Here is a 23,136-nt window from a genome sequence, read left to right as displayed (position 1 = left end):
TCCAAGCATGGAACGAATGATCGAAGACCTGATGGAACAGCTGGTGAACGGAGGCGGAAGCGACCTCCACATCGCCAGCGGACAACCGCCTTACGGCCGCTTCAGTGGCGAACTGCGACCGATGCAAGAGGAACCGCTCAGTGAAGAAGGCTGCAACCGCCTGATCTTTTCGATGCTCAATAACAGCCAACGCAAAACACTCGAACAAACGTGGGAGCTGGATTGTGCCTATGGCTTGAAAGGGGTCGCCCGTTTTCGCGTGAATGTGTACCGCCAGAAGGGCAGCTATGCCGCCTGCTTGCGTGCTCTTGGGAGCAAAATCCCCAGCGTTGAGCTGCTGAATCTGCCTCCAGTCGTCGTGGAAACCAGCAAACGCCCCCGTGGTCTTGTTCTGGTCACGGGCCCGACGGGTTCAGGCAAAACCACCACGCTCGCAGCACTTCTCGATCACATCAACCACACACGGGCTGAGCACATCCTCACCATCGAAGACCCGATCGAATTCGTTTACACCAGTGATAAGAGCTTGGTGCATCAACGCCAACTCAACGAGGACACGCGCAGTTTTGCCAATGCGCTGCGCGCTGCTCTGCGCGAAGACCCAGACGTGATTTTGGTGGGTGAAATGCGTGATCTCGAAACGATTCAACTGGCAATCAGCGCTGCGGAAACTGGGCATTTGGTGTTTGGAACCTTGCACACCAGTTCTGCCGCTCAGACTGTTGATCGGATGGTGGATGTGTTTCCACCTGGCCAGCAAACCCAGATCCGCGTGCAACTCTCAGGAAGCCTGACGGCAGTGTTCTCTCAAACGCTCTGCCGACGCCAAAATCCTGCACCTGGGCAGTTCGGTCGCGTGATGGCTCAAGAAATCATGATCAACACCCCAGCCATCGCCAACCTGATCCGTGAAGGCAAAACAGCTCAGCTGTATTCCCAAATTCAAACCGGAGGCGAACGGGGCATGCAAACCCTTGAAAGAGCGCTTGCCGATCTGATTGATCGCGGCGAAATCAGTCTTGATGAAGGGCACAGCAAAGCCAGCAAACCCGCGGAACTGGAACGCCTAATCAACAACTAAATCGGTCGATCAGCGCATGGTTTCCTTCACCGCCACTTACACCTCAGCCACAGGCCAACCGCGCACGGTCACGGTCAAAGCAAATGATGCTGTTTCAGCCCGTCGTCTTCTGCGCAGGCGAGGCATCAAAGCGGAAGAGCTGCGCCAAGACAAAGGAAAAGGAAACAACAACGCCAAGGCCGAATCCAAAAGCGCTGGTCAAAGCTCATCAGCAGGGTGGATGTCGATGGATCTGGGAGAAGCGTTCCAAAAGCCACCCGGGGTGAAAGAGAAAGCGATTTGGGCCAGCAAGCTGGCTGCGCTTGTGGATGCAGGGGTGCCGATTGTGCGCAGCCTCGATCTCATGGCCACGCAACAGAAACTACCGATGTTCAAAAAAGCTCTCACCAGCGTGGGACTCGAGGTGAATCAGGGCACGGCGATGGCAGCAGCGATGCGCCAATGGCCCAAGGTGTTTGATCAGCTCACCATCGCGATGGTGGAGGCAGGAGAAGCCGGCGGTGTTCTCGATGAATCCCTCAAACGCCTCGCCAAGTTGTTGGAAGACAATGCCAGGCTCCAAAACCAAATCAAAGGTGCCTTGGGTTACCCGGTGGCCGTGCTGGTGATCGCCATTTTGGTGTTTTTAGGAATGACGATCTTTTTGATTCCCACTTTCGCCGGAATCTTTGAAGATCTGGGAGCCGAATTGCCATTATTTACCCAGTTAATGGTGGATTTAAGCGCCCTACTGCGCTCTTCCGCTTCACTTGTTTTCGCAGGCATTCTCATGGTTGGCGCCTGGATGATTGGCCGTTATTACAACACTCACAAAGGCCGCAGAGTGATCGACAAATTGATCCTCAAGCTACCGTTGTTTGGTGATCTCATCATGAAAACAGCCACCGCTCAGTTTTGCAGAATTTTCAGCTCACTCACGCGTGCTGGAGTTCCAATCCTGATGACGATGGAGATCTCCAGCGAAACTGCTGGCAACTCCATCATCTCTGACGCCATCCTCGACTCGCGCACCATGGTGCAAGAAGGCGTGTTGCTGAGCACAGCATTGACGCGCCAAAAAGTCTTACCAGACATGGCACTGAGCATGCTCTCGATTGGTGAGGAAACCGGCGAAATGGATCGAATGCTCAGCAAAGTGGCCGACTTTTATGAGGACGAGGTTTCAGCTTCGGTGAAGGCACTCACCTCGATGTTGGAGCCCGCAATGATTGTGGTTGTGGGAGGAATTGTGGGTTCGATCCTCCTGGCGATGTACCTGCCGATGTTTACGGTGTTTGATCAGATTCAGTAAAACAAGACGTAGCTATCGCCTCACCTGCAAGCCAGCCGCCGCTCCAACAGGCCTGGAAATTAAAGCCTCCAGTGACCCCATCCACATCCAGTAATTCACCCGCTAAATACAACCCAGCACAGCGCCGACTTTCCATCGTCGCCAAGTTCACCTCGCCCAGATCAACACCTCCAGCGGTCACAAATTCTTCCCCGAACGGGCCGCGGCCCTGGATCGATAAGCGCTGAGCGCAGACGGTCTCCACCAAATTGCGTTCCGCCTTCGCTGGAAGATCCGCCCAACGCCGCTCTGCATCCACTCCCGCCTGCGTCAAAAAGGCAAGCCAAAGCCGCCGCGGCAGATGTTCAAACGGCTTGGCAGCCACCACCGTGCGACGCGCCTGCTCAAGGCGCGCCTGCTGCAGCTTGTTCTGAACACGCTCGCGACCCAAACCTCCACTCCAATCCACCCGCAACTCACCCTGGTAACGACTGGCATGGAGGGCCCGGGCTGCAAACGCGGTGAGCCTCAAGACGGCAGGCCCGCTCACACCCCGATGGGTCAACAGCACCCGGCCCGTCTGACGAAAACGCTGATCAGCAACGCTTAAATCCAAGCCCACGTCATCGAGGGCAATACCGCTGCATGCCGTCAAAGCAGGCGCTTGCAACTTCAAGCTGAATAACGACGGTACCGGCGGCACAATCCTGTGACCTAAATCCTGGGCAAGACGCCGGCCACTGGGATGGCCACCACTGGCCAGCAACACCCGCTTGGCCTGATGAAATGCAGACCGTTGATCGGAGATTTGAAATCCACCACCCTCCGAGCAGCTGAGTTGCCGCACAGCAGATCCGCACTGAATCTTCACCCCTGCTGATATAGCAGCCCTCCTCAGGCACTCCACCACCGCCTCGGAGCGATTCTGCTGGGGAAACATCCTTCCATCAGCCTCTTCCACAAGCGTGAGTCCGTGCTCATCGAACCAAGCAATCGAATCTCCACATGCAAACTGGCTAAATGGACCCCGCAGTGGCCTGCTGCCTCGGGGGTAGTGACCCACAAGCTCCTTGGGATCCCAGCAAGCATGGGTGACATTGCAACGACCGCCACCGCTGATGCGCACTTTTGTGAGCACTTCAGGGGTGGCCTCCAAGATCAGAACATCACGAACTCCTCGTTCGGCGGCGGTGATCGCTGCCATGAAACCGGCAGGCCCACCACCGATCACGATTAGGTCATGCCGTGGGTTGGAAACGCAGGGCGACTCCGTTGTTGCAGTAGCGCTTACCTGTCGGTCGGGGACCGTCATTAAAAACATGGCCCTGATGCCCACCGCAGCGGCTGCAGTGATATTCAGTGCGAGGAAGAATTAACTTGAAATCTACTTTTGTATTCACACCGCCCGGAAGCGGCTGCCAAAAACTGGGCCAACCGGTACCGCTATCAAACTTGGCGGAGGAAGCAAACAACGGCAGGTCGCAACCGGCGCAGTGGTAGGTGCCCTCTCGTTTTTCGTTGTTGAACGGGCTGGTGAAAGGTCGTTCTGTGCCTTCCTGACGCAACACTTGGTAGGCCTCAGGCGAGAGACGCTTTTTCCATTCCTCATCGCTGAGATCCCAGGCGGATTCACCAGCCTTGGAAGCAGCCAACACCTGTTCTGGCACTTTCATCACACCAATGAGCCCAGCAATCGAAGCGAGAAGCATCGAACGACGGCTTAACAACCAACTTTGCATCGAAGTACTCATCTGCACGCCTTTTAAAGACACTCTTTGTTCTAAAGCGCCTCGTGCGGAAAGCGAGGCAGCATGGAGGCATGGATTCCCTCCAAAAACCTGATCGGGAACCCGCCTGGCGCTTCAGCGTGGCGCCCATGCTGGATTGCACGGATCGGCATTTCCGCATGCTGATGCGCCAAATCAGCAAACAAAGCCTGCTCTACAGCGAAATGGTGGTGGCGCAAGCTCTCCACCACAGCAAGCGGCGTGAACGGCTACTGGACTTCGACGCCGAGGAACACCCCATAGCCCTGCAGGTGGGGGGCGACGATCCTGCATTGCTGGCCGACGCCACGCGGATGGCTGCCGATTGGGGGTACGACGAAATCAATCTCAATGTGGGCTGTCCAAGTCCAAGAGTTCAAGCCGGGAATTTTGGGGCTTGTTTGATGGCAGAACCAGAAACCGTGGCTCGCTGTGTGGAGGCCATGGTGGCGGCATCATCTCTCCCTGTCACGGTGAAGCATCGCGTGGGCATCGATGATCTCGACAGTGATGACCTGCTCAGACAGTTTGTGGATCAAGTGGCTGCTGCAGGTGCATGGCGTTTTTCCGTACATGCACGTAAGGCATGGCTGGAGGGATTAGATCCCAAACAAAACCGCACGATTCCAGCTCTTCAGCACGATCGAGTGATTGCCTTAAAAGAATCCAGACCGGATCTCACGATTGAATTAAATGGTGGTCTTGATACCCCTGAGGATTGCCTCAACGCCCTAAAACATTGCGATGGGGCCATGGTCGGACGGGCCGCCTATGCACACCCAATGCGCTGGCGCGACATCGACAACCTGATCTACGGCGCAACGCCACGCCAAGTGCTGGCTTCAGATGTCGTGCTTGGGCTGATCCCCCATGCCGAACGCCATCTTCAGCGAGGAGGAAGACTTTGGGATCTATGCCGGCATCTCGTCCACGTTGTGGAAGCAGTGCCCGGGGCACGGTATTGGCGCAACAATCTGAGCACCAAAGCTCAAAAAGCTGGTGCTGGGATTGAAATTATTGAGGAAGCAGCCCAGCAACTGCTTGATGCAGGGCTCTAAACAGCTCCGATCAGGCGATCAGCCCTCGGCTCCGCCATATCCGCTGTTGTCGTCGGCTCCACCACGGCGGCGACGGGTGCGTCCATCGTCATAGGCACTCCCGCCAGCTGGAGGAGCACCACTGCCATAGCTGCGATCTTCCCAGCCACTGGCACCAGAAGGGCGATCGCCACCACCGCCGTAGTTGCCACCGCCACCACCGCCGTAGTTGCCACCACCGCCACCGCCGTAGTTGCCACCACCGCCACCGCCGTAGTTGCCACCACCGCCACCGCCGTAGTTGCCACCACCGCCACCGCCGTAGTTGCCACCGCCACCACCGCCGTAGTTGCCACCGCCACCACCGCCGTAGTTGCCACCGCCACCACCGCCGAAATCGCGACGAGGGGCACTGCCACGGGGCTCAGCTTTGTTGATGCGCAGAGGACGGCCCATCAGCTCAGCACCTTGAAGCGCCTCAATGGCAGATGCTTCAGCTGCTTCGTCGCTCATTTCGACAAAGGCAAAGCCGCGCTTACGACCGGTATCTCGCTCTAGAGGGAGGGCACAATTCGTGACCTCTCCATAGGTGGAGAACAATTCAATGATGTCTTCCTGCTCAGCGCGGAACGGAAGATTGCCGACAAAAATGCTCACTTATCTGATGGACCGAAGTTAAGAGGGGTCAATGGAATCAAAGGGCCAACAATTCATGGACCTATTGAAGATCATTGAATCTCTGGCTCTCTCAGCGTAGTCCGATCTCAGCCGAATGATCACCCTCTAAACAACCTGATCCGCAAGCCCCAATCGTTTGTTCCAAATGGCCAGCTGTTCATGGACACGAACGAAACCTGTTCCCCCTTCGCTGGTTCGAGCTGCCACCACATTGCGGGGTGTTAAAGCCTCAAACAAATCAGCCTCGATCGCAGGATGGAACTGCTGCCAACGCTCCAGAGTGAGTTCGCGAAGAAGCACGCCTTCCTGAAGGCAATGTTTCACCACAGCACCCACCAACTGGTAGGCCTCCCGGAAAGGGACCTGCTTAGCGACGAGATAGTCGGCCACATCAGTGGCATTGGAATAGTCCGCAGCAACAGCCGCCTCCAGCCGTTCGGTCCTGAAACTCAAGCCTTCCTGCAGCAAAATCGTCATCGCCTCAAGGCATTGCGATGTGGTGGCCACCACATCGAACAACGCCTCCTTGTCCTCCTGGAAATCTTTGTTGTAGGCCAGTGGTAGGCCCTTAATCATCGTCAGCAGGCCTTGCAAATGGCCAAACACCCGTCCGCATTTGCCACGCACCAATTCAGGAACATCGGGATTCTTTTTCTGCGGCATCAGGCTGCTGCCCGTCGCACAGCGATCGGTGAGTCGTACAAAGCCACATTCCTCTGATGCCCAAAAAATCACCTCCTCAGCAAGACGACTGAGATGCACCATCACCAGTGAGGCCGCGGCCGAAAATTCCACTGTGAAATCACGATCACTGACCGCGTCCAGGCTGTTGGCATAGATGCCATCGAAGCCGAGGGCCAACGCGGTGCTCCTGCGATCAATCGGTACCGGGGTGCCGGCCAAAGCTGCAGCACCCAGAGGAGAGAGATTCAGGCGTTTGCGCAAGTCCGCCATCCGCTGTCGATCCCGCTCCACCATCTCGACATAGGCAAGAAGATGGTGAGCGAGGCAGAGAGGCTGGGCACGCTGCAGATGCGTGTAACCGGGAATCAAGGTGTTGCTGTGAAGGTTCGCTTGGTCAAGCAAGGCGCGCTGAAAACCGAGCAAATACTGTTCAAGCTCGTCCAAACGCCGCCTAAGCCAAAGCCGCAAATCAGTCCCCACCTGGTCGTTACGACTCCGGCCGGTGTGCAATTTTTTGCCAACTGGACCAAGCAAAGCAATCAGACGTCGCTCAACAGCGAAATGAACATCTTCATCAGCTAGCCCTGGCTGAAATTGTCCAGATGCAGCTTCCTGGCGGACTTGTTCAAGACCACTGACAAGTTGATCTGCCTCTTCCTCCTGGATCACACCGCACTCAGCGAGCATGCGGGCATGGGCGATCGAACCATCCAGATCCTCTTGAAGAAGCGTGATATCAAAGCCTATCGACGCATTAAAACGCTCAATCGCCGGATGCAATCCCTGCTCAAACCGATCACTCCAGGTTGCGGAGCCTCCTCCCGTCACCCCGCCTGCCATGTCACTCTCCTCTGCTCTTGTCCTCAGCTTGTCAGGCCAAAGACCGGGGGACAGACGGCAGCATGATCTCCTCTTTGACCTTGAGCACCACCATCGAGGCATCGTCATCTAACTGACGGGTGGGTCCCACAAAACGATCGAGACGACTGAACAACTGATCAAGAATCCCTTGGGAACCAGTTCCTGATCGACAGGCTTGTTCGAGTGAGCGCATCAAGCGCGCCTCATCAAAACGATCACCGGTGATCCCAGGGGCTTCAGTGACTCCATCCGTGTAATAAAGAAGAACATCACCTGGCTCAAGCACAAGCGATTCGCAGCCATATTCCGCCTCAGGCTGAAGACCAATCAGCAGCCCGGGGGCATCCAAGCGCATCAATTTCCGTGATTGGGCACGCCAAATCAATGGTGGATTATGGGCGGCGTTGGCATAACGCAGGCGCCTCGTGCGTGGATCGAAATCGGAATAAAACAGCGTGACGAACCGATGGGACTGAGACAGGTCCTCCAGCGCTAATTGGTTGAGGTCATAAAGAATGCGATCGGGCGGTAGGCCACTCAAAACCTCGGCTCGCAGCATGCCGCGGAGCATGGTCATCAATAATCCCGCTGGCACACCCTTACCCATCACATCCCCCATCACGAAAGCCCAACGGCCGCGCTCCCGACGGCGCCCGATCAGTTCTGGACGGGTAGGAATGAAGTCGTAGTAGTCACCGCCAACTTGAAAGGCAGGCCGGCAACGCGCCGCAAGATCCACGCCTTCGATCACAGGGCAGTGATCAGGCAACAGCTGAGCCTGAATGTCGGCTCCGATGCTGAGCTGACGATCAACCCGTTCGTGGCGACGGGCCTCCTGAAGCATCAAATCATTTTCGATCGCAACCCCGGTGAGGTCAGCCACCAACTGCACATGTCGGCGATAAACATCACTCCAAGCGAGAGGGCTCGACGGATTGAACACGTAAAGGCGTCCCCTCGGCCGACCACGAGCGATCAACGACGTTGCAAAAAGACCAGCACTCCCCAGCTGCCGCTGAACCAGGCGATCCATGGCCCGCAAAAGGCTTTCGTCGGATCCAAACCCGATGATGTTCCCAGGCTCATGCGCGGCAAGCGCCCGCAACAAGCCCTCCGTGCGGGGACCAGGAAGCATCTGCAGCTGGTCACGCCACAGGCGTCCGTCGGCCTGAAACGGAACGAGTAGTGAACCTTGCACCCCCACAAGCCGGGCAGCCACCACCGGCACCAACTCCAAAAAGCGGTTGAGATTGCTGAAGCTGCGCAACGCAAACCCAAGCGACACAAGCAGCTCCTGATTGGAACGCTGCTCCCGCGACATGCTCTCCAATAGCTGCCGTAGCGAGGCTGTAGCCGTCAACGATTGGTTGATTCCACGTTGCGGGGGTGCCGGATGTCGCCATGAAGGTGTGCTGCTCACGACCTAGCACCCAGCAGAAGGCGCAACGTAGCAAGTTCAGCTTGATCAGGCCGCAATGCGAAACGCATCAACGCGATGCCAAGAGGGCCTCCACAAACTCAAAACTATTGAAAGGACGAAGATCGCGAATTCCCTCACCAGCTCCAATAAAACGAATCGGCAACTTTGCTTCTGAGGCAACAGCCAGAGCCACGCCTCCTCTCGCAGTGCCATCGAGCTTGGTGATCACCACACCTGTGAGCCCAGCAGCACGGGCAAAAGCCATCGCCTGCTTCAAACCGTTCTGGCCCTGGCTTGCATCCAGCACCAACAGCGATTCCACATGGGCATCGGGAGCGAGACGATCCACCACACGACGGATCTTTTCAAGCTCCTCCATCAAGTTGTGCTTGGTCTGAAGGCGACCGGCCGTGTCCACCAGAACCAAATCAGTGCCCTTGGAACGGGCGGCGCCGATCGCATCAAACACCACCGCTGCGGGATCCGCATTCGCTGAGGGATTGGCCACAACTGGCACATCACTGCGATCCCCCCACACTTGAACTTGCTGAACAGCTGCAGCACGGAAGGTATCTGCCGCGGCGATTAAGGCGGAATACCCACTGCGAACAGCAAGATTGGCGAGCTTGCCAAGGGTGGTGGTTTTACCGACACCGTTCACACCAACCAAAAGCCAAACATTCAGGCGATCCCTTTGAGGAGCGAGGACGTCAACAGCACTGGCCTTGATCGGCTCATCAAGAAGGTCACGCAGCTGTTCCTTCAGAAAGCGAATGCCTTCACTCGGATCAACAACCTGTTCGTTCATCCGCTGCCGCAAGGCATCGAGCACCTGATCCGTGGCTTGAACGCCCGCATCCGCCCGCAATAAAAGCGATTCGAGGTCGTCCAGCACCTCTGGAGTCAACGGGTCGTCGCCCAAGTTCTCCAGCAGACCAGTAACAAAGCCTTGGCGCGTTTTCTCCAAGCCTTGGCGCAGGCGCCCTAACCAATCGATCTCCTCAAGAGTGACCTGCTCGGCGCTACGCCCTTGGGCCGCTAAGACTTCAGCCGACCAGGTGAATGCATCGTCAAAGTCTCCAAGGCTGGGTTCATCCTGATCAATCGTCGGCGCCGCTTGGGCTGCGACTGGAACTACCGAAACAAGGTCTGGCTCAGCTGGTTGCTCTAGCTCCTGCTGACGCTGATCCCGCTGGGCAGCAGCCTGTTCAAGAAAAGACAGGGCAGGAGCAGGAGGCGTAGGAGTTGGGGCAGGAGACGCCGGTGCGGTCGTAGTAGGCGCGGGAACAACAGCAGACTCCACCACCGGGGCCTGTTGTGCCGACTCGACCGTCTCAACAGGGGGCTCCTGGGGCTCAACCGAAGAAGTTTCGCTGGCAGGAGAGGCTTCTGGAGGAGCAACTTCTGGAGGAGCGACAACAGCTGTTGGCATCACCGCTGGAGGCTCCATCACTGGAGGAACCGCCACGTTCTGTTCCGACGTCGAATCGATCTGGGCTGTCTTGGCGGTCTCAGCAGCCTCAGCTTTCTGAGCTTTTAAACGGGCATAGGCCTGGCGGGCCCATTCAAGAGAATCGTCTTCCGGCTCAGACGATTGGGGTTCAGACGCTTGCACGTCTGCTGGTTGCGTTGCGGAAGGTTGAGGCGCAGAAGAATGATCGGGTTGCACCTCTGAATCCACTGGAGGGTCAGCTGGGGTTTCAGGAGGAACGGATCCGCGATTAAACCAGTCGTAGACCATGAGTTCAGGACAACACCAGTGAGGGGGCGTTCTGCAGACGACGCAGCACACCATTAATCATCTTTCGTCCCTGCTCGTCACTGAAACGGTGCGCTAACTCAACAGCTTCGTTGCAAGCCACTGCAGCAGGGGTATGGAGTTCGGAAAGATCAATCACAGCCAAACGCAAAATATCGCGATCGATGCGTGGTAATCGGGTGAGGCGCCAGCCCTCCATCACACCGTCGAGCAACTGATCAATCGCTTTGCGCTTCTTCAGAACCAACATCACGCGCTGCATGGCCTCGCGACGCACCTGATCTTGATTGGATAAGGCCAGTAAGCGCGGCAACTCAAGACTGGCTGACAGACCATTCAAAACTTGTTCGGCCCCAGTGAGAGACGACTGCAACGACTCACGAACCGAAGCTTGATCTGAGGAAGGACCATCCTTCAGTTCACTCTCAAGCAAATGTTGCTGAGCTTTTTCCAGATCTCCAGCACAACAGTCCAGGACTTCTGTCCAGTGCTGCATCAAGCTATCGAGTGCTTTTTGAAGCAAAGTATCCAAAGAAAGATCAGGGGGATCATCCACCCGTTCAGGGCATTGACCGAGCACTAGCAGCGCTAGTTCACGGGACAGGGATCGGGACTGCATGGACATAGGGCCGAGTCGAGTTCAGGCTCCAGTGGTGGACGACGAGGGTGACCCAGAACCCCTCAGCTGAGAGATCAGGCTGGAAAAACTTCGATTCACAGGAGCTTCACGCTCATCAGGATTCACAATGCCAGCGGAAATGATCGTTCGAAATGCATCCTCCACTGAAATGTCCAGATCTTTGACAGATGTTTCAGGCACCAAGGTGTACCAGCCCGTTGTTGGATTTGGTGCTGTGGGAATAAACACACTGAGAAGGGGCTGAGTGAGCTCAGCTTGGAGGGAAGGACCCACCACACCGGTCACAAAGCCCACGCTGTAAAGACCCTCACGGGGATATTCCACTAAAACTACGCGCCTAAAACGCTGAGAATTGTCTCTCAAAAAGGTGGCGAGCAGCTGTTTCAGGGTTTTGTAAACCGAACCAGCAAGAGGAATGCGTTGGAGGGTTTCTTCGCCGAACTCGAGCAACCAGCGCCCGACAATGTTCCTCGCCATCAAGCCGATCAGCAAAATCGCAAACAGCGGAACCGTTAATCCCAGCGCCAGGTTGATCAAATCCTGGAGAAGAGGATTAAGGGTGATGAAGGGATTGAACTGCTTGGGAATTGACGTCAGAAAAGCCAGCACAAAACGACTGACCGTCGTTGCCAACCAAAAAGTGGTTGCCAGCGGAATGACCACCAACAACCCAGCGATTAAATCGTTTTTCAGATCTTGCTGAAGCCTGGCGCTAAGCGGCAGGTCAGGTCTTGGATTGGACTGCACCAAGGAGCGCCTGTGGCCTAAGGCTGACGTGATCTCACCAACCTAACCAGCAGATCGTTAGATCACGGCCGCCAGAGCCAAGAGCACGAAAGCAACGGCAAGAATCACCGCACTCAAGGTTCCGCCAAAACGACGCTGATTCACAGCAAGGTTGCGCTGACGTTCACCCTGCTTGATCTGCTGTTCCATCTGAGCCAGCTGCTTATCGATGAAAGCCTGAGCAGCTTTGACCTTGTCGTCCTCACTGGCATCAGCAGGCAACTGCCCGGCCTGGGTGAGCTGGTTACCAAGCATTTTTACGTTCTCGGGATTCGCCGATTGCTGGCGAGCCATCTCCAACTGACCCTTTTGCTGCTCAAGCGTTTGATCGGATTCACCTGAGAGGTTCTGATTGCCTGAGATCGAGACAGGAACAACCACGATCATCAAAATCGCCAACAACGCAGAAATCACGCAAACCAGCCAACGAATCGGAGGTCTTGCGGTCTCCGGTTGGTCAAGACGCGAGCCAAGAAGCATGAGCAAAAGCCCGATCAGCCCCATGGGAGCTTGATTGACCAAGCGCTCGATCAACAGTTGCTTAAAAACACCATCCGCCCAATCGGCTGCACTCAGCAGAACAGCCATCTGCAAGGCCAGCAGCGCAACCAGGGTGATGCCCAACCACCTCAGAACAAACGACAGTCGTAAGGATTGAGAACCCGATGGGGATGCGGACACGTAAGGATGTTTAAAGGTAAGTAATTTTACGACCCGTTTCCGTGACGTCCTCCGCTGGACAACCAGAACTCAGTGCAGCTCTCAAGGAACGTGCCCGCCAGGAAGGATTCGATCCTGTAGGAATCGCCTGTCTGCCGGGAAGTTCAAGGTTGCAGATGCGAACAGCAGCTTTACAGCGCTGGCTTGACGCTGGTTTTCAAGCGGAGATGGGCTGGATGGCTGCTCCACGAAGACTTGACGCAAGAACACTTCTCGATGGAGCGCGCAGCTTGCTTGCCGTTGGGCTGAACTACTACGTCTCCGACTCGCGCCAACCCAACAGCCTTGCGATTGCTCGCTACGCGTGGGGGCGTGACTATCACCGCGTCGTCAACCAAAGGCTGCGCCGCGTTGGCCGCTGGCTTGAAACACAAAGGCCCGAATCGCGCTGGCGGGTTTGCGTGGATGCCGAACCCCTACTGGATAAGGCATGGGCGGAAGAGGCAGGTCTGGGATGGATTGGCAAACACAGCAACGTGATTCATCGGCAGCGAGGGTCGTGGATGGTGATCGGCCACCTACTCAGCACAGAAGATTTAGAGGCGGATCAGCCAGCGCAAGCTCGCTGCGGCCGCTGCAGAGCGTGCATGGACGCCTGCCCCACCGACGCCATACGGGAGCCGTTCGTCGTTGATTCACGGCGATGCATCGCTTATCACACGATTGAAAACCGAGAGGAGCAGCTTCCAGAACTGATTAAGACTGGGATGGGTCCATGGGTCGCTGGCTGTGATATTTGCCAGGACGTCTGTCCGTTCAATCAAAAGGAGCTTCCATCGAGTCAAGATCCAGAGGTCCAGCCCCGTCCCTGGGTCTTAGATCTAAGTGCTGCGCAGGTTGAACAATGGGATCCGGCAACCTGGGATCAGAAGTTGCGCGGATCCGCACTCAGACGCATCAAACCTTGGATGTGGCGACGCAATGCCGCTTCAGCAAAGTCAGTAGATCCACCTACCCTGACTACATCTGAGATTCGGTAATGGGATCCCATCAGCGTTCAAGCCAATTGTTCAATAAAGCTTGGGCGTTAGCCGCTCTGATGAGCGCGATCGGTCTGTGCAGCGCTGAACCAGCCAAAGCCCTCATCCCCTATGTCTTCACGCCCAGCAGCCAAGAGTTAGAGGGGGCTGGGATCGGCATCGGTCGCACTGCAGCGCAATTACTAAGGCTTGGACAACCCAAAGAAGCCGCCCGCTTAGCCGCTCTAGCCGTGCGCTTACAACCCAATGATGAACGGCTCTGGTCTGTGTTGGCTGAGGCCCAACTCCGTAGCGAACAAATCGATGACGCAGCCGGATCCCTGGCCCGAGCGAAATTACTCAACCCAAATAATGCAGGTCTTTGGTTCGCAGAAGCATCCTTAGCGTTGCGTGACAACCGACCAGACGACGCCATCCCCCTGTTGGATCGCGGACTCAGTCTGGATCCAAAAAACGCAACGGCCTACTTCGATCTTGGCAACGCCAGGGTGATGCAATCCGATCAAAAGCGGGCCCTCAAAGCTTTTGAACGCGCAACAGCGATTAAGCCCAGTTTTTGGGAAGCCTTAAACAACCAAAGCCTGGTGTTGTTTGAAATGGGAAACATCAAGGAAGCCATTCGCCGCTGGCGTTCCGTCTTAGCGATCAATGCCAACCCAGAGCCGATGCTGGCCCTTGCTTCCGCATTGAACAAAATGAATCCTGGTGATCAGGAATCGTTGAAGCTCGCTCAAAAAGCTCTTGCTGAATCTCCAAATTACGTGCTGCCTGGCCACCAAAAAAAACAACTTTGGGGCTTGAAATTACGCCGAGCGACAGCTGAACTTTTCAACAATCCGAGCCTTCAAAACGCCGTCGAACGTGCTGAAGCGAATGCAGATCCAAAAAGCGCTAATTAACCAAAACTTGGGTCAAGCAGTAGAAGATCTGTAGGCTGACACCCGACTGCCCTCTTATTTCCCTGCAGGATGGCCGAGGAGCGCGTTCAATCGATCGCCCTGCATCACGAGATGCAGCGCTCATATCTCGAATACGCGATGAGCGTGATCGTGGGCCGAGCGCTTCCTGATGTGCGTGATGGACTGAAACCCGTCCAACGCCGAATTCTGTTTGCGATGCATGAACTGGGGCTGACCCCTGACCGCCCCTATCGGAAATGTGCCCGCGTTGTTGGGGACGTGCTTGGTAAGTACCACCCTCATGGTGATCAAGCGGTTTATGACGCCCTAGTGCGTTTGGTTCAAACCTTTTCCAGTCGTCACCCATTACTCGATGGTCACGGCAACTTTGGCTCGGTGGATGACGATCCGCCTGCGGCCATGCGTTACACCGAGACGCGACTAGCGCGGATCTCCCACGAGGGCTTACTTGATGAAATCGGCGACGACACCGTCGATTTTGCCTCCAACTTTGATGGGTCCCAACAGGAACCCACGGTTCTTCCTGCCCAGCTTCCGTTTTTACTGCTCAATGGCTGCTCGGGTATCGCTGTTGGCATGGCCACCAGCATCCCTCCCCACAACCTCGGCGAGGTGGTGGATGGTCTGATTGCACTGGTTCAAAACCCCGATCTAAGCGAAGAGGACGTCTTAAAACTGATCCCTGGACCCGATTTCCCCACCGGCGGAGAAGTGCTTCTGGGAAGCGGCGTCCGCGAAACGTATTTACGAGGCCGAGGCAGCATTCCCATGCGTGGCGTGGCCCATGTTGAGGAGGTGCATCCCGGCAAAGGAAAGCATCGGCGAAACGCTGTGATCGTGACCGAGCTCCCCTACCAGCTGAGTAAGGCCGGCTGGATTGAAAAACTGGCTGAGTACGTCAACGACGGAAAAATTGGTGGCATTGCCGATATCCGTGATGAAAGTGACCGTGAGGGGATGCGCGTGGTGGTGGAGCTCCGGCGTGATGCCGATCCAGAAACGGTGCTGACCGACTTGCAACGGCGCACGTCACTGCAAAGCAACTTCGGCGCAATCCTGTTGGCCCTGGTCGATGGCAGACCCCAGCAACTAACGCTGCGGCAGCTCCTCCAAACCTTCCTGGATTACAGAGAGCTCACGATCATTCGGCGTACCAACCATGCGCTGCGCAAAACAGAAGATCGTCTTGAAGTGGTAGAGGGCCTGACCACCGCCCTGGCATCACTACAACAGGTGATCGCCATGATCCAAGAAGCCAGAGATGCCGCCAAGGCACGGGCGAGCTTGATGGTGCATTTCGATCTGAGCGAACGGCAAGCTGATGCCGTATTGGCCATGCCATTGCGCAGGCTCACAGGCTTGGAACAGGAAAGCCTGCGTAAGGAGGCAGATGATCTTCGCAAGGAAAGACAGCGACTCACCCTGCTGCTGGAAAACCGCGACCAATTGCTTGATGCCCTGATCGAAGAACTGCGCCAACTGAAAAAACGCTTTGCAACGCCGAGACGCACCCGACTGGTGGAAGGTGGTGACCACCTGCTTGCCGAGCGGGCCGCCAGCCAAAGGCCCAATGCCGAATTACAGAGGCGCCAGGCCCTAGATGCCCTCCCTAGCGATTCAAGACTGCTGATTCAAGACGATGGTCAAGTGAAAATCGTGAGTCCTCAGCTGCTGGGACGCCTGCATCTCAACGATCCAGTTCCGATGGGAGATGAACCATCTCCAGCCCTGATTAGCCTGCCAATCCAGCCGCCGCCGCGGCTGTTGGCCGTAACCATGAGCGGTCGTGTCGCACTTGTGCGCTGGGAATTTGCAGGGCAGCAACAAGGAACCCTGGAGCGATTCCTACCCACAGCCCTTGAAGGCGATGAGGTGGTGTCCCTCTTGCCTTTGCCCAATCCGGAGGATGTCAACGCCAATGAAACGAAATCCCTGGGCCTGCTGACCAGTGATGGCCGCTTCAAACGGCTCCCTCTCAAAGACATTCAGGAATTGTCGGGGCGAGCTGCCACCGTTTTAAAACTGAAGGAAGGCGTGAGCCTAAAAGCGGCCTTGATTTGTCAAGACGGCGCTGATGTGGTCCTCATCAGCGATATCGGCAGGGTTCTTCGTCTGCAAGCAGGAGAAACCAATCTGCCTTTGATGGGCAAGTTGGCCCAAGGACCGATCACCATGCGACTACTCCCTGGCGAACAACTGGTCACCGCAATCGCAGGGCACGCTGAACGTCCTACAAGCATCTTGCTGGCGAGCCAAACAGGTCGTCTGCACTGGTTGGAACTCACGACGATCCGGCATTGCAAACGGGGCGATCTCGGTGAAATCGGCTGGGAACTGAATTCAGAATCCAGCAGTGGAACGGAACGGATTGCGGCGGCTTGCCTCGCTGATTCCCTGATTGGTGTGGTGACATCAAACGGTCGCCACGGACGACTGAAAGTAAACGAGGAGAATCAGCTCACGCTCAAAGACAACGAATCAATCCTGCGATTGGTGCCCTTAATCAGCTGATCAGAGATTCGTTGCTGCCACCCCTGCTGGTTCGAGCATTAATTTGCTCGCTTTGATCGAAGCGTCCATCGGAACCGGGTAGTTCCCATCGAAGCAAGCGGTACAGAAATGTTCCGACTGAGCGTGCGCCGCTTCCACCATTCCTTCTTTGCTGAGATAGGCCAAGGAATCCACCTTGAGGTGCTCCTCGATCTCTTGAAGCGTGAATCGAGCAGCGATCAGCTGATCCTGCGTATCGGTGTCGATGCCGTAAAAACAGGGATGGGTCACCGGTGGGGAACTAATACGCATGTGCACTTCAATGGCGCCTGCATCCCGGAGGGCCTGAACCAATTTTTTACTGGTCGTTCCACGAACAATCGAATCATCAATTACCACAACCCGTTTGCCATTTAAAACATCTGGAAGTGGGTTGAGCTTCACGCGAATCCCGGCTTCACGCATTGCCTGGGTCGGCTGGATGAAGGTTCGGCCGACATAGCGATTTTTGATCAGTCCATCGGCATAGGGAATGCCACTGCTTTGGGAATAACCGATCGCAGCTGGAATTCCGGAATCAGGGACACCAATCACGAGATCCGCCTCAACTGCCGATTCACGGGCCAGGATCTGGCCGATGCGCTGTCGATAGCTGTAGAGCGATTCACCAAAGAAACGACTGTCGGGGCGAGCGAAATAGATCATTTCAAACACGCACATCCGTGTAGTGGGTTCAATCCAACGATGACGTTCTGGTGTGGGGTCCCCGCAACGAAACACCACTAATTCGCCAGGTTCCACATCCGCGACGAACGGCGAACCAATGATGTCGAGCCCACAGGTTTCGCTACTGAGAACCCAATGCCCACGGTCTTGATCACCGAGGTAGCCATACACCAGCGGTCGAATCCCATAGCCATCACGCAAGCCGTACAGGGCATCTGACGTTCCAATCACCAAGCTGAAAGCTCCTTGGCACTGGGATGCGGCCGCCTTAATCCCCTCTGTCCAATCCAAGCCCCCATCCACAGTTTGCTGAACCGCGTAAGCGATCAACTCCGAATCCGTGGTGGAGGTGAACTCCACCTCACCGTCATCCACCTGAGCTCGCAGCTCTGCTGCATTCACAAGATTGCCGTTATGCGCCAGCGCGAAGGGGCCGAGACGGGTCATCAGGACCACGGGCTGGGCATTGCAAACCTTGCTACTCCCGGTGGTGGAATAACGGTTATGGCCAACGGCTAGAGCACCAGGCATACGCTCGAGCACATCCTGATCAAACACCTGGCTCACCAAGCCCATGTCCTTGTGGAGCCTGACCTTTCCGTTGTTGAAAACAGCAATGCCAGCAGATTCCTGACCTCGATGCTGCAGGGCGTATAGACCGAAATAAACGAGGTTGGCCACCGGCTGCTCTAGGGCCTGAACAGCAAACACACCGCAGGCTTCTTCCATGCGATCGGGACGCTCTAGCTCGAGCTGATGCACCGGTCGCCTCGACTTCGGATGGGTCTCAAGATTCTGCATCAAACCGCTCCGAGGCGACGGGGAACTGCTTGTTCGTATTGCTCTCGCAGCGTCTCAACAGAAAGATCAATCACTGGCAATTTTCCCACTGCTAAACGGAAACAACCATGGTCGGCAACAGTTCCAAGCTCTGTCACAGGAACACGTTGATGCTCTTGCGAGGCCACTAAGGCTTGCCAAGCACTGCGCCGTTCTGAACGAACCGAAACAACGATGCGTGCACCACCCTCAGCAAACAAAACACGATCCAGGCGAGCAGACCCAGGCGGCAGGTTGAGATCAACACCAAGACCAGAGGCCATGGCACTTTCCGCAAGCGCTATGGCCAAACCACCATCACTGCTGTCATGAGCTGAAGCCAACACACCCTGCGAAAACGCCTGACGGACCAAGGCTTGAACTTGACCCTCCAACTCCAGATCCACATTCGGAGGCCGGCCAGTCAGCAACCCATGAACAACTCCCTGATAGCTGCTGCCTGCCAAGCCAAGGCCTTCATTCCCCTCCTCGTCGGTGGAGACCCCAAGCAACACCACAAGATCACCAGGTTGTCGCCAAGCCAAACCTCCGGAGCGATCGAGATCTTCCACCAGTCCCACCATGCCTACGACAGGCGTGGGATGAATGGGCTGAAGGCTTCCATCATCTGCCCTGGTTTCGTTGTACAGAGAGACGTTGCCACCGGTCACAGGGGTGCCCAAGATGCGACAGGCATGGGATAGGCCGCGGCATGCCATCGCCAATTGCCAATACCCCTTGGGGGTTTCTGGAGACGGGAAGTTCAGGTTGTCGGTCACAGCGATCGGCTGGGCTCCAACACAGCTGAGATTGCGGGCTGCCTCTGCCACCGCTGCGATCGCTCCCCGCTCTGGGTCAAGCGCCACCCAGCGATTGGGACAATCCACGGTGGCCGCAACTCCACGCTGAGTTGGTTGCAGCGACGCATCACCCTGTTGCGGACGAAGACGAATCACTGCAGCATCAGCGCCACCGGCTCGAATCACCGTATTGGCCAACACCTGCTGGTCGTATTGGCGATAGATCCAGCGCTTGCAGGCAATCGTGGGGTCATCAAGCAAACGCAACAGATCCGCATTCCAATCGCGATCGGGGGCTGGACGAGGAAGATCTGATTCACGCCAGGTCCAATGCGTCTGGATGTCCTCTGGTGGCTCAGAGAGAAGCTCGTGCTGGTTGATCGGGGTGTCTTCTGCCAAGGCACGGGCCGGTACTTCTGCTGCCACCGCACCGTGTTGCAACACCCTCACCACTGGCTCCTCCAAAACGCGACCGACAACGGCCGCTTGAAGTCCCCAACGCCGGAAACGCTGCATCAACTGCTCCTCCCGACCCGAACGCACAACAAACAACATGCGCTCTTGGGATTCCGAAAGCAGGAATTCGTAGGCGGTCATGCCGTGTTCTCTTGCGGGCACCCGATCGAGGTCCAACTCAACGCCCACATCTCCCTTCGCTGCCATCTCCGAACAACTACAGGTGAGACCCGCTGCACCCATATCCTGAGCGGCAACGACATCACCGCTCTGAAAGGCTTCCAAGCAAGCCTCAATCAAGCCCTTCTCGAGAAACGGATCTCCAACCTGCACGGCAGGCCGGTCATCCAGTGAATCCGCACTGAGTTCAGCGCTCGCAAAACTGGCGCCTCCCATGCCATCCCGGCCCGTGGTGCTTCCCACGTACACCACCGGATTGCCCACACCAGCGGCTCCAGAACGGACGATGTCATCCGTTTCCATCAGGCCCAAGGCCATGGCGTTCACCAGGGGATTGCCCTGATACGACGGATCGAATGCCACCTCTCCACCCACGGTGGGCACGCCAACGCAATTGCCGTAATGGGCGATACCAGCCACAACCCCTTCCACCAAACCACGGGTTGCTGGTTCTTCCAACGGTCCAAAACGCAGGGCATTCAGCAACGCAATCGGCCTGGCGCCCATCGTGAAAATGTCGCGCAAAATTCCACCCACCCCAGTGGCAGCGCCCTGAAAAGGCTCAACAGCTGAAGGGTGGTTATGACTTTCAATTTTGAACGCCAAGCGGTGACCTTCACCCAGGTCCACCACGCCAGCGTTCTCTCCAGGACCCACGAGAATGCGTGGGCCTTCCGTTGGAAAACCACTTAACAGGGGTCTGGAATTGCGGTAGCAGCAATGCTCCGACCACATCACACCAAACATGCCCAACTCAGCGCGGTTGGGATCCCGTCCGAGACGACGCTGAATTTCGCTGTAATCCGTTTCGTTGAGCCCTTCCTGGCGCAGAGCTGCCCCAAGATCAAATGCCGCAACCGCATGAGAGGACTGGGTCACAACCGCTGACTTATCTGTACCCAGTGTTGCCGACGATCAGACCCAAGGATCTTCCTCGTGATCAGGCCAATCATTTCGATCGATCGGATCCTTTCGAACGGAGCGGCCACGCTCTACCTGGGGTTCATCGGGCCAATCGCCATCATCCCAGTCATCTAGTGGGTCCACCGCAGAAGATGCTTCTGACGGATAGGACGATGCAGCGTCAGAAGCCGCAGGATGCTCGTCCCAAGGCGGTTCCTCTAACCACCCTTCCAGGCGCTCCCCAGCGCGATCACCAAACTGCTGCAGCTGTTCCCTCCACTGCTTTGAGCGCTGAAGAAAATCCTGCCGAACACTGGCCCTAGCCAGAGGCAAATCATCGAGTTCATGGATCGCCGTCGACACCAAGCCCGGCTGTTGGTCAACGATGCGATCCGGCAATAAGCGCCAGCGACTGCTTCCAGGCAGCCGAGGGTCACTCCGTGCCACGAGGTAATGACTGATCTGCCCGCTCGCTGGCAGGAAAGCTAAATCGGCGATGATGCCGACCCTCTCTCCATCGGCATTGAGAAGGTCGGCATCCAAAAGAGTTGGCAACCGATCCAAAGTGATCTGATCGGCTTCTGCCGGAGCCCCCTTCACAAAAACCTGTTGATCGTCGAATCCACGACATTGATCAAGACGCCAAACATCTCGGCTCGTACGCAACGCAGACGGGCGACTCACCCAACCGAGCAGGCGATGCACAGGCGGGTGCATCCAAGCCATGACCCCTGGCCCATGATCAAGGCCCTGATCACAGCGCACCCGGTGGTGCAACAGATCGCTCAAGAGGAGCTGGTCCGGAACAGTCAAGGCGTCGTGAACGGTTTCAAGAACGGATCTGAACCGGCATCACCAGGTAGGTGAGGCCAGGATCATCATTGGAAGGGGTGAGGATCGCCGGCGTTGTTGGGGCATTGCAAGACAACCTGACACGATCACAATCCATGGCTTTGAGGCCATCCAAGACGTAGCGCACATTGAAGGCAATTTGCACGGCCTCGCCGTTGATGTCGGCCGGTAAAGACTCAGAGCCACTCCCCACGTCTTGGGCATCAGCACTGATCTGAACCAATCCCGTGGCTGGCTCAGTCGCGATGCGGACCACATTGTTGTGTTGGTCAGCCAAGACAGCGATGCGTTCCAAGGCGGAAATAAAAGCCCTCCGATCGAAATCAATCGTGCGACTAAAACCATCGGGAATCAGCTGGCGGTAATTGGGATAGGTGCCTTCCAGGGTTCGGCTCGTCACCATTTGATCGGCCGCGAGCACCACAACTTGACCGCGCTCACAAAACAGGCTGACTGGATCGTTTCCTTTCCAGCTCGCCATTAATCGCTCCACCTCACGCAGGGAGCGTGCCGGAAGCGTGACAGCTAATTCCTCAGTCTCAGCGTCCTCAGCATTGATTTCAGTCTGCAAAGCGTCCTCAACCGTCAACATCGCCAAGCGATGCCCATCGGTGGATGCGGCCTCCAAAGATTTCTGATTGAAGCGCAGATGGACTCCTGTAAGGAGCTGTTTCGCTTCATCACCACTACTGGCAAACAAGGTTGCACGCAGGGCTTTCAGCAGGGATGCGGGATCCACGCGCAAGGCTGTTCCGTTCTCCACGAGCGGGAGCTCAGGAAAATCATCAGCAGGCATTCCGCGCATTTGATAGCTGCCGCTGGAGCTGGTGAGCTCGACCTGGTCAGCGCCCGCATCACTGGACAACGACACCGGCGAATCACTGGACAACTTGGAGACGATTTCGCCAAGCAAACGGGCGGGCAAAGTTACTGCCCCACTGCTGTCGACAGAAGCAGGGAGTGACGTCTGAATTCCCAGATTCAGATCGAATCCTGTGAGGCTGAGCCGATCCGTGCCGGCATCAGCGGTGAGCAAAACATTGGCCAACACCGGATGGGTTGGTCGCGAGGCGACAGCGCGACTGACCAACTGCAGAGCCGTGTTGAGTTCTGCCTGAGAACAGACCAATTTCATGAGGTCCGAGCCAACGGCGGAAACAAATCTCTCCACACGATTTCACAGGCTCGGGAGAAGCGCAATGGTTTCACGTTTTTTTTGTGTTCCCCGGCTTTAGGGCTGTTTTTATTCTCTTAAAAGAACTACTAAAACAGCCGTAGTAGGTCCTGTGGAAACGGGGGAAAGAAGCT

Annotated in this window: 19 protein-coding genes; 6 read left to right on the top strand and 13 right to left on the bottom strand. The window is 56.3% G+C overall.

Annotated elements, in window-relative coordinates; translation table 11 throughout:
- The first annotated feature begins 7 nt into the window (after positions 1 to 7).
- Both SynSYN20_RS00095 and SynSYN20_RS00090 read left to right on the top strand, forming a co-directional pair.
- Positions 8 to 1,081 (top strand): type IV pilus twitching motility protein PilT, encoded by a 1,074-nt coding sequence (locus tag SynSYN20_RS00095; RefSeq protein WP_186525332.1) that lies wholly within the window; start codon positions 8 to 10, stop codon positions 1,079 to 1,081.
- Positions 1,082 to 1,097: 16 nt separating this feature from the next.
- Positions 1,098 to 2,372, top strand: coding sequence for a type II secretion system F family protein (locus SynSYN20_RS00090; protein WP_186524232.1), 1,275 nt, complete (start codon positions 1,098 to 1,100; stop codon positions 2,370 to 2,372).
- Here SynSYN20_RS00090 and SynSYN20_RS00085 read toward each other — a convergent pair.
- Positions 2,347 to 3,663 carry an NAD(P)/FAD-dependent oxidoreductase gene (locus SynSYN20_RS00085; RefSeq protein WP_186524231.1) on the bottom strand — a complete coding sequence of 439 codons (1,317 nt, stop codon included), beginning with the start codon at positions 3,661 to 3,663 and terminating at the stop codon, positions 2,347 to 2,349. The genes SynSYN20_RS00090 and SynSYN20_RS00085 overlap by 26 nt on opposite strands.
- Positions 3,590 to 4,102 carry a peptide-methionine (R)-S-oxide reductase MsrB gene (gene msrB, locus SynSYN20_RS00080; protein ID WP_186524230.1) on the bottom strand — a complete coding sequence of 171 codons (513 nt, stop codon included), beginning with the start codon at positions 4,100 to 4,102 and terminating at the stop codon, positions 3,590 to 3,592. Before msrB ends, SynSYN20_RS00085 begins: the two co-directional genes overlap by 74 nt.
- Positions 4,103 to 4,170: 68 nt before the next feature.
- Here msrB and dusA point away from each other — a divergent pair, with 68 nt between their 5' ends.
- Positions 4,171 to 5,175: a tRNA dihydrouridine(20/20a) synthase DusA gene (gene dusA, locus SynSYN20_RS00075; RefSeq protein WP_186524229.1), complete on the top strand. Its 1,005-nt coding sequence runs from the start codon at positions 4,171 to 4,173 to the stop codon at positions 5,173 to 5,175.
- An 18-nt stretch (positions 5,176 to 5,193) separates the two neighbouring features.
- Here dusA and SynSYN20_RS00070 read toward each other — a convergent pair whose 3' ends face one another.
- The 7 genes from SynSYN20_RS00070 to SynSYN20_RS00040 all read right to left on the bottom strand — a co-directional run bounded on the left by SynSYN20_RS00070 (position 5,194) and on the right by SynSYN20_RS00040 (position 12,663).
- A complete protein-coding gene (locus SynSYN20_RS00070; RefSeq protein ID WP_186524228.1) occupies positions 5,194 to 5,811 on the bottom strand; it encodes an RNA-binding protein in 618 nt (205 codons plus the stop codon).
- A gap of 126 nt (positions 5,812 to 5,937) precedes the next feature.
- Positions 5,938 to 7,356 (bottom strand): argininosuccinate lyase, encoded by a 1,419-nt coding sequence (gene argH, locus SynSYN20_RS00065; RefSeq protein ID WP_186524227.1) that lies wholly within the window; start codon positions 7,354 to 7,356, stop codon positions 5,938 to 5,940.
- A gap of 31 nt (positions 7,357 to 7,387) precedes the next feature.
- Complete coding sequence (locus tag SynSYN20_RS00060; RefSeq protein WP_186524226.1) at positions 7,388 to 8,797, bottom strand: PP2C family protein-serine/threonine phosphatase; 1,410 nt, start codon at positions 8,795 to 8,797, stop codon at positions 7,388 to 7,390.
- Positions 8,798 to 8,864: 67 nt separating this feature from the next.
- Entirely contained in the window at positions 8,865 to 10,538 is a 1,674-nt protein-coding gene (ftsY, locus tag SynSYN20_RS00055) for a signal recognition particle-docking protein FtsY (protein WP_186524225.1), read from the bottom strand.
- A gap of 4 nt (positions 10,539 to 10,542) precedes the next feature.
- The gene (gene nusB, locus SynSYN20_RS00050; protein ID WP_186524224.1) at positions 10,543 to 11,175 is read right to left on the bottom strand and encodes a transcription antitermination factor NusB; all 633 of its coding nucleotides are present in this window, start codon (positions 11,173 to 11,175) and stop codon (positions 10,543 to 10,545) included.
- 21 nt (positions 11,176 to 11,196) lie between these two features.
- Positions 11,197 to 11,946 carry a DUF502 domain-containing protein gene (locus SynSYN20_RS00045; protein WP_186524223.1) on the bottom strand — a complete coding sequence of 250 codons (750 nt, stop codon included), beginning with the start codon at positions 11,944 to 11,946 and terminating at the stop codon, positions 11,197 to 11,199.
- A 54-nt stretch (positions 11,947 to 12,000) separates the two neighbouring features.
- Positions 12,001 to 12,663, bottom strand: coding sequence for an HpsJ family protein (locus SynSYN20_RS00040; protein WP_186524222.1), 663 nt, complete (start codon positions 12,661 to 12,663; stop codon positions 12,001 to 12,003).
- Positions 12,664 to 12,704: 41 nt separating this feature from the next.
- Between SynSYN20_RS00040 and queG the strand changes: the two genes are divergently transcribed.
- The 3 genes from queG to SynSYN20_RS00025 all read left to right on the top strand — a co-directional run bounded on the left by queG (position 12,705) and on the right by SynSYN20_RS00025 (position 17,113).
- A complete protein-coding gene (gene queG, locus SynSYN20_RS00035; protein WP_186524221.1) occupies positions 12,705 to 13,682 on the top strand; it encodes a tRNA epoxyqueuosine(34) reductase QueG in 978 nt (325 codons plus the stop codon).
- Positions 13,682 to 14,581 (top strand): tetratricopeptide repeat protein, encoded by a 900-nt coding sequence (locus SynSYN20_RS00030; protein ID WP_186524220.1) that lies wholly within the window; start codon positions 13,682 to 13,684, stop codon positions 14,579 to 14,581. Before queG ends, SynSYN20_RS00030 begins: the two co-directional genes overlap by 1 nt.
- 69 nt (positions 14,582 to 14,650) lie before the next feature.
- Complete coding sequence (locus SynSYN20_RS00025) at positions 14,651 to 17,113, top strand: DNA topoisomerase (ATP-hydrolyzing) subunit A (protein ID WP_186524219.1); 2,463 nt, start codon at positions 14,651 to 14,653, stop codon at positions 17,111 to 17,113.
- Here SynSYN20_RS00025 and purF read toward each other — a convergent pair whose 3' ends face one another.
- From purF to dnaN, 4 genes are read right to left on the bottom strand one after another with little or no spacing between them, the layout of a single operon-like run.
- Complete coding sequence (purF, locus tag SynSYN20_RS00020) at positions 17,114 to 18,619, bottom strand: amidophosphoribosyltransferase (RefSeq protein WP_186524218.1); 1,506 nt, start codon at positions 18,617 to 18,619, stop codon at positions 17,114 to 17,116.
- Positions 18,619 to 20,952 (bottom strand): phosphoribosylformylglycinamidine synthase subunit PurL, encoded by a 2,334-nt coding sequence (gene purL / locus SynSYN20_RS00015; protein WP_186524217.1) that lies wholly within the window; start codon positions 20,950 to 20,952, stop codon positions 18,619 to 18,621. Before purL ends, purF begins: the two co-directional genes overlap by 1 nt.
- 36 nt (positions 20,953 to 20,988) lie before the next feature.
- Positions 20,989 to 21,789 carry an RNA methyltransferase gene (locus SynSYN20_RS00010; RefSeq protein ID WP_186524216.1) on the bottom strand — a complete coding sequence of 267 codons (801 nt, stop codon included), beginning with the start codon at positions 21,787 to 21,789 and terminating at the stop codon, positions 20,989 to 20,991.
- 16 nt (positions 21,790 to 21,805) lie between these two features.
- Entirely contained in the window at positions 21,806 to 22,963 is a 1,158-nt protein-coding gene (gene dnaN / locus SynSYN20_RS00005; protein WP_186524215.1) for a DNA polymerase III subunit beta, read from the bottom strand.
- Between the last annotated feature and the right edge of the window lie 173 nt (positions 22,964 to 23,136).

The organism is Synechococcus sp. SYN20, assembly GCF_014279555.1.
Lineage (GTDB): Bacteria > Cyanobacteriota > Cyanobacteriia > PCC-6307 > Cyanobiaceae > Synechococcus_C.
The sequence above is the reverse complement of the archived record's forward strand: the minus strand, read 5'-3'. Positions and strand labels throughout refer to the sequence as shown.

What these genes read in the sequence shown, in the direction of transcription:
- SynSYN20_RS00095 (WP_186525332.1), top strand. Translation starts at nt 8, where the DNA reads ATGGAACGAATGATCGAAGACCTGATGGAACAGCTGGTGAACGGAGGC.
- SynSYN20_RS00090 (WP_186524232.1), top strand. Translation starts at nt 1,098, where the DNA reads ATGGTTTCCTTCACCGCCACTTACACCTCAGCCACAGGCCAACCGCGC.
- SynSYN20_RS00085 (WP_186524231.1), bottom strand. Translation starts at nt 3,663, where the DNA reads ATGACGGTCCCCGACCGACAGGTAAGCGCTACTGCAACAACGGAGTCG.
- msrB (WP_186524230.1), bottom strand. Translation starts at nt 4,102, where the DNA reads ATGAGTACTTCGATGCAAAGTTGGTTGTTAAGCCGTCGTTCGATGCTT.
- dusA (WP_186524229.1), top strand. Translation starts at nt 4,171, where the DNA reads ATGGATTCCCTCCAAAAACCTGATCGGGAACCCGCCTGGCGCTTCAGC.
- argH (WP_186524227.1), bottom strand. Translation starts at nt 7,356, where the DNA reads ATGGCAGGCGGGGTGACGGGAGGAGGCTCCGCAACCTGGAGTGATCGG.
- ftsY (WP_186524225.1), bottom strand. Translation starts at nt 10,538, where the DNA reads ATGGTCTACGACTGGTTTAATCGCGGATCCGTTCCTCCTGAAACCCCA.
- nusB (WP_186524224.1), bottom strand. Translation starts at nt 11,175, where the DNA reads ATGCAGTCCCGATCCCTGTCCCGTGAACTAGCGCTGCTAGTGCTCGGT.
- SynSYN20_RS00030 (WP_186524220.1), top strand. Translation starts at nt 13,682, where the DNA reads ATGGGATCCCATCAGCGTTCAAGCCAATTGTTCAATAAAGCTTGGGCG.
- SynSYN20_RS00025 (WP_186524219.1), top strand. Translation starts at nt 14,651, where the DNA reads ATGGCCGAGGAGCGCGTTCAATCGATCGCCCTGCATCACGAGATGCAG.
- purF (WP_186524218.1), bottom strand. Translation starts at nt 18,619, where the DNA reads ATGCAGAATCTTGAGACCCATCCGAAGTCGAGGCGACCGGTGCATCAG.
- dnaN (WP_186524215.1), bottom strand. Translation starts at nt 22,963, where the DNA reads ATGAAATTGGTCTGTTCTCAGGCAGAACTCAACACGGCTCTGCAGTTG.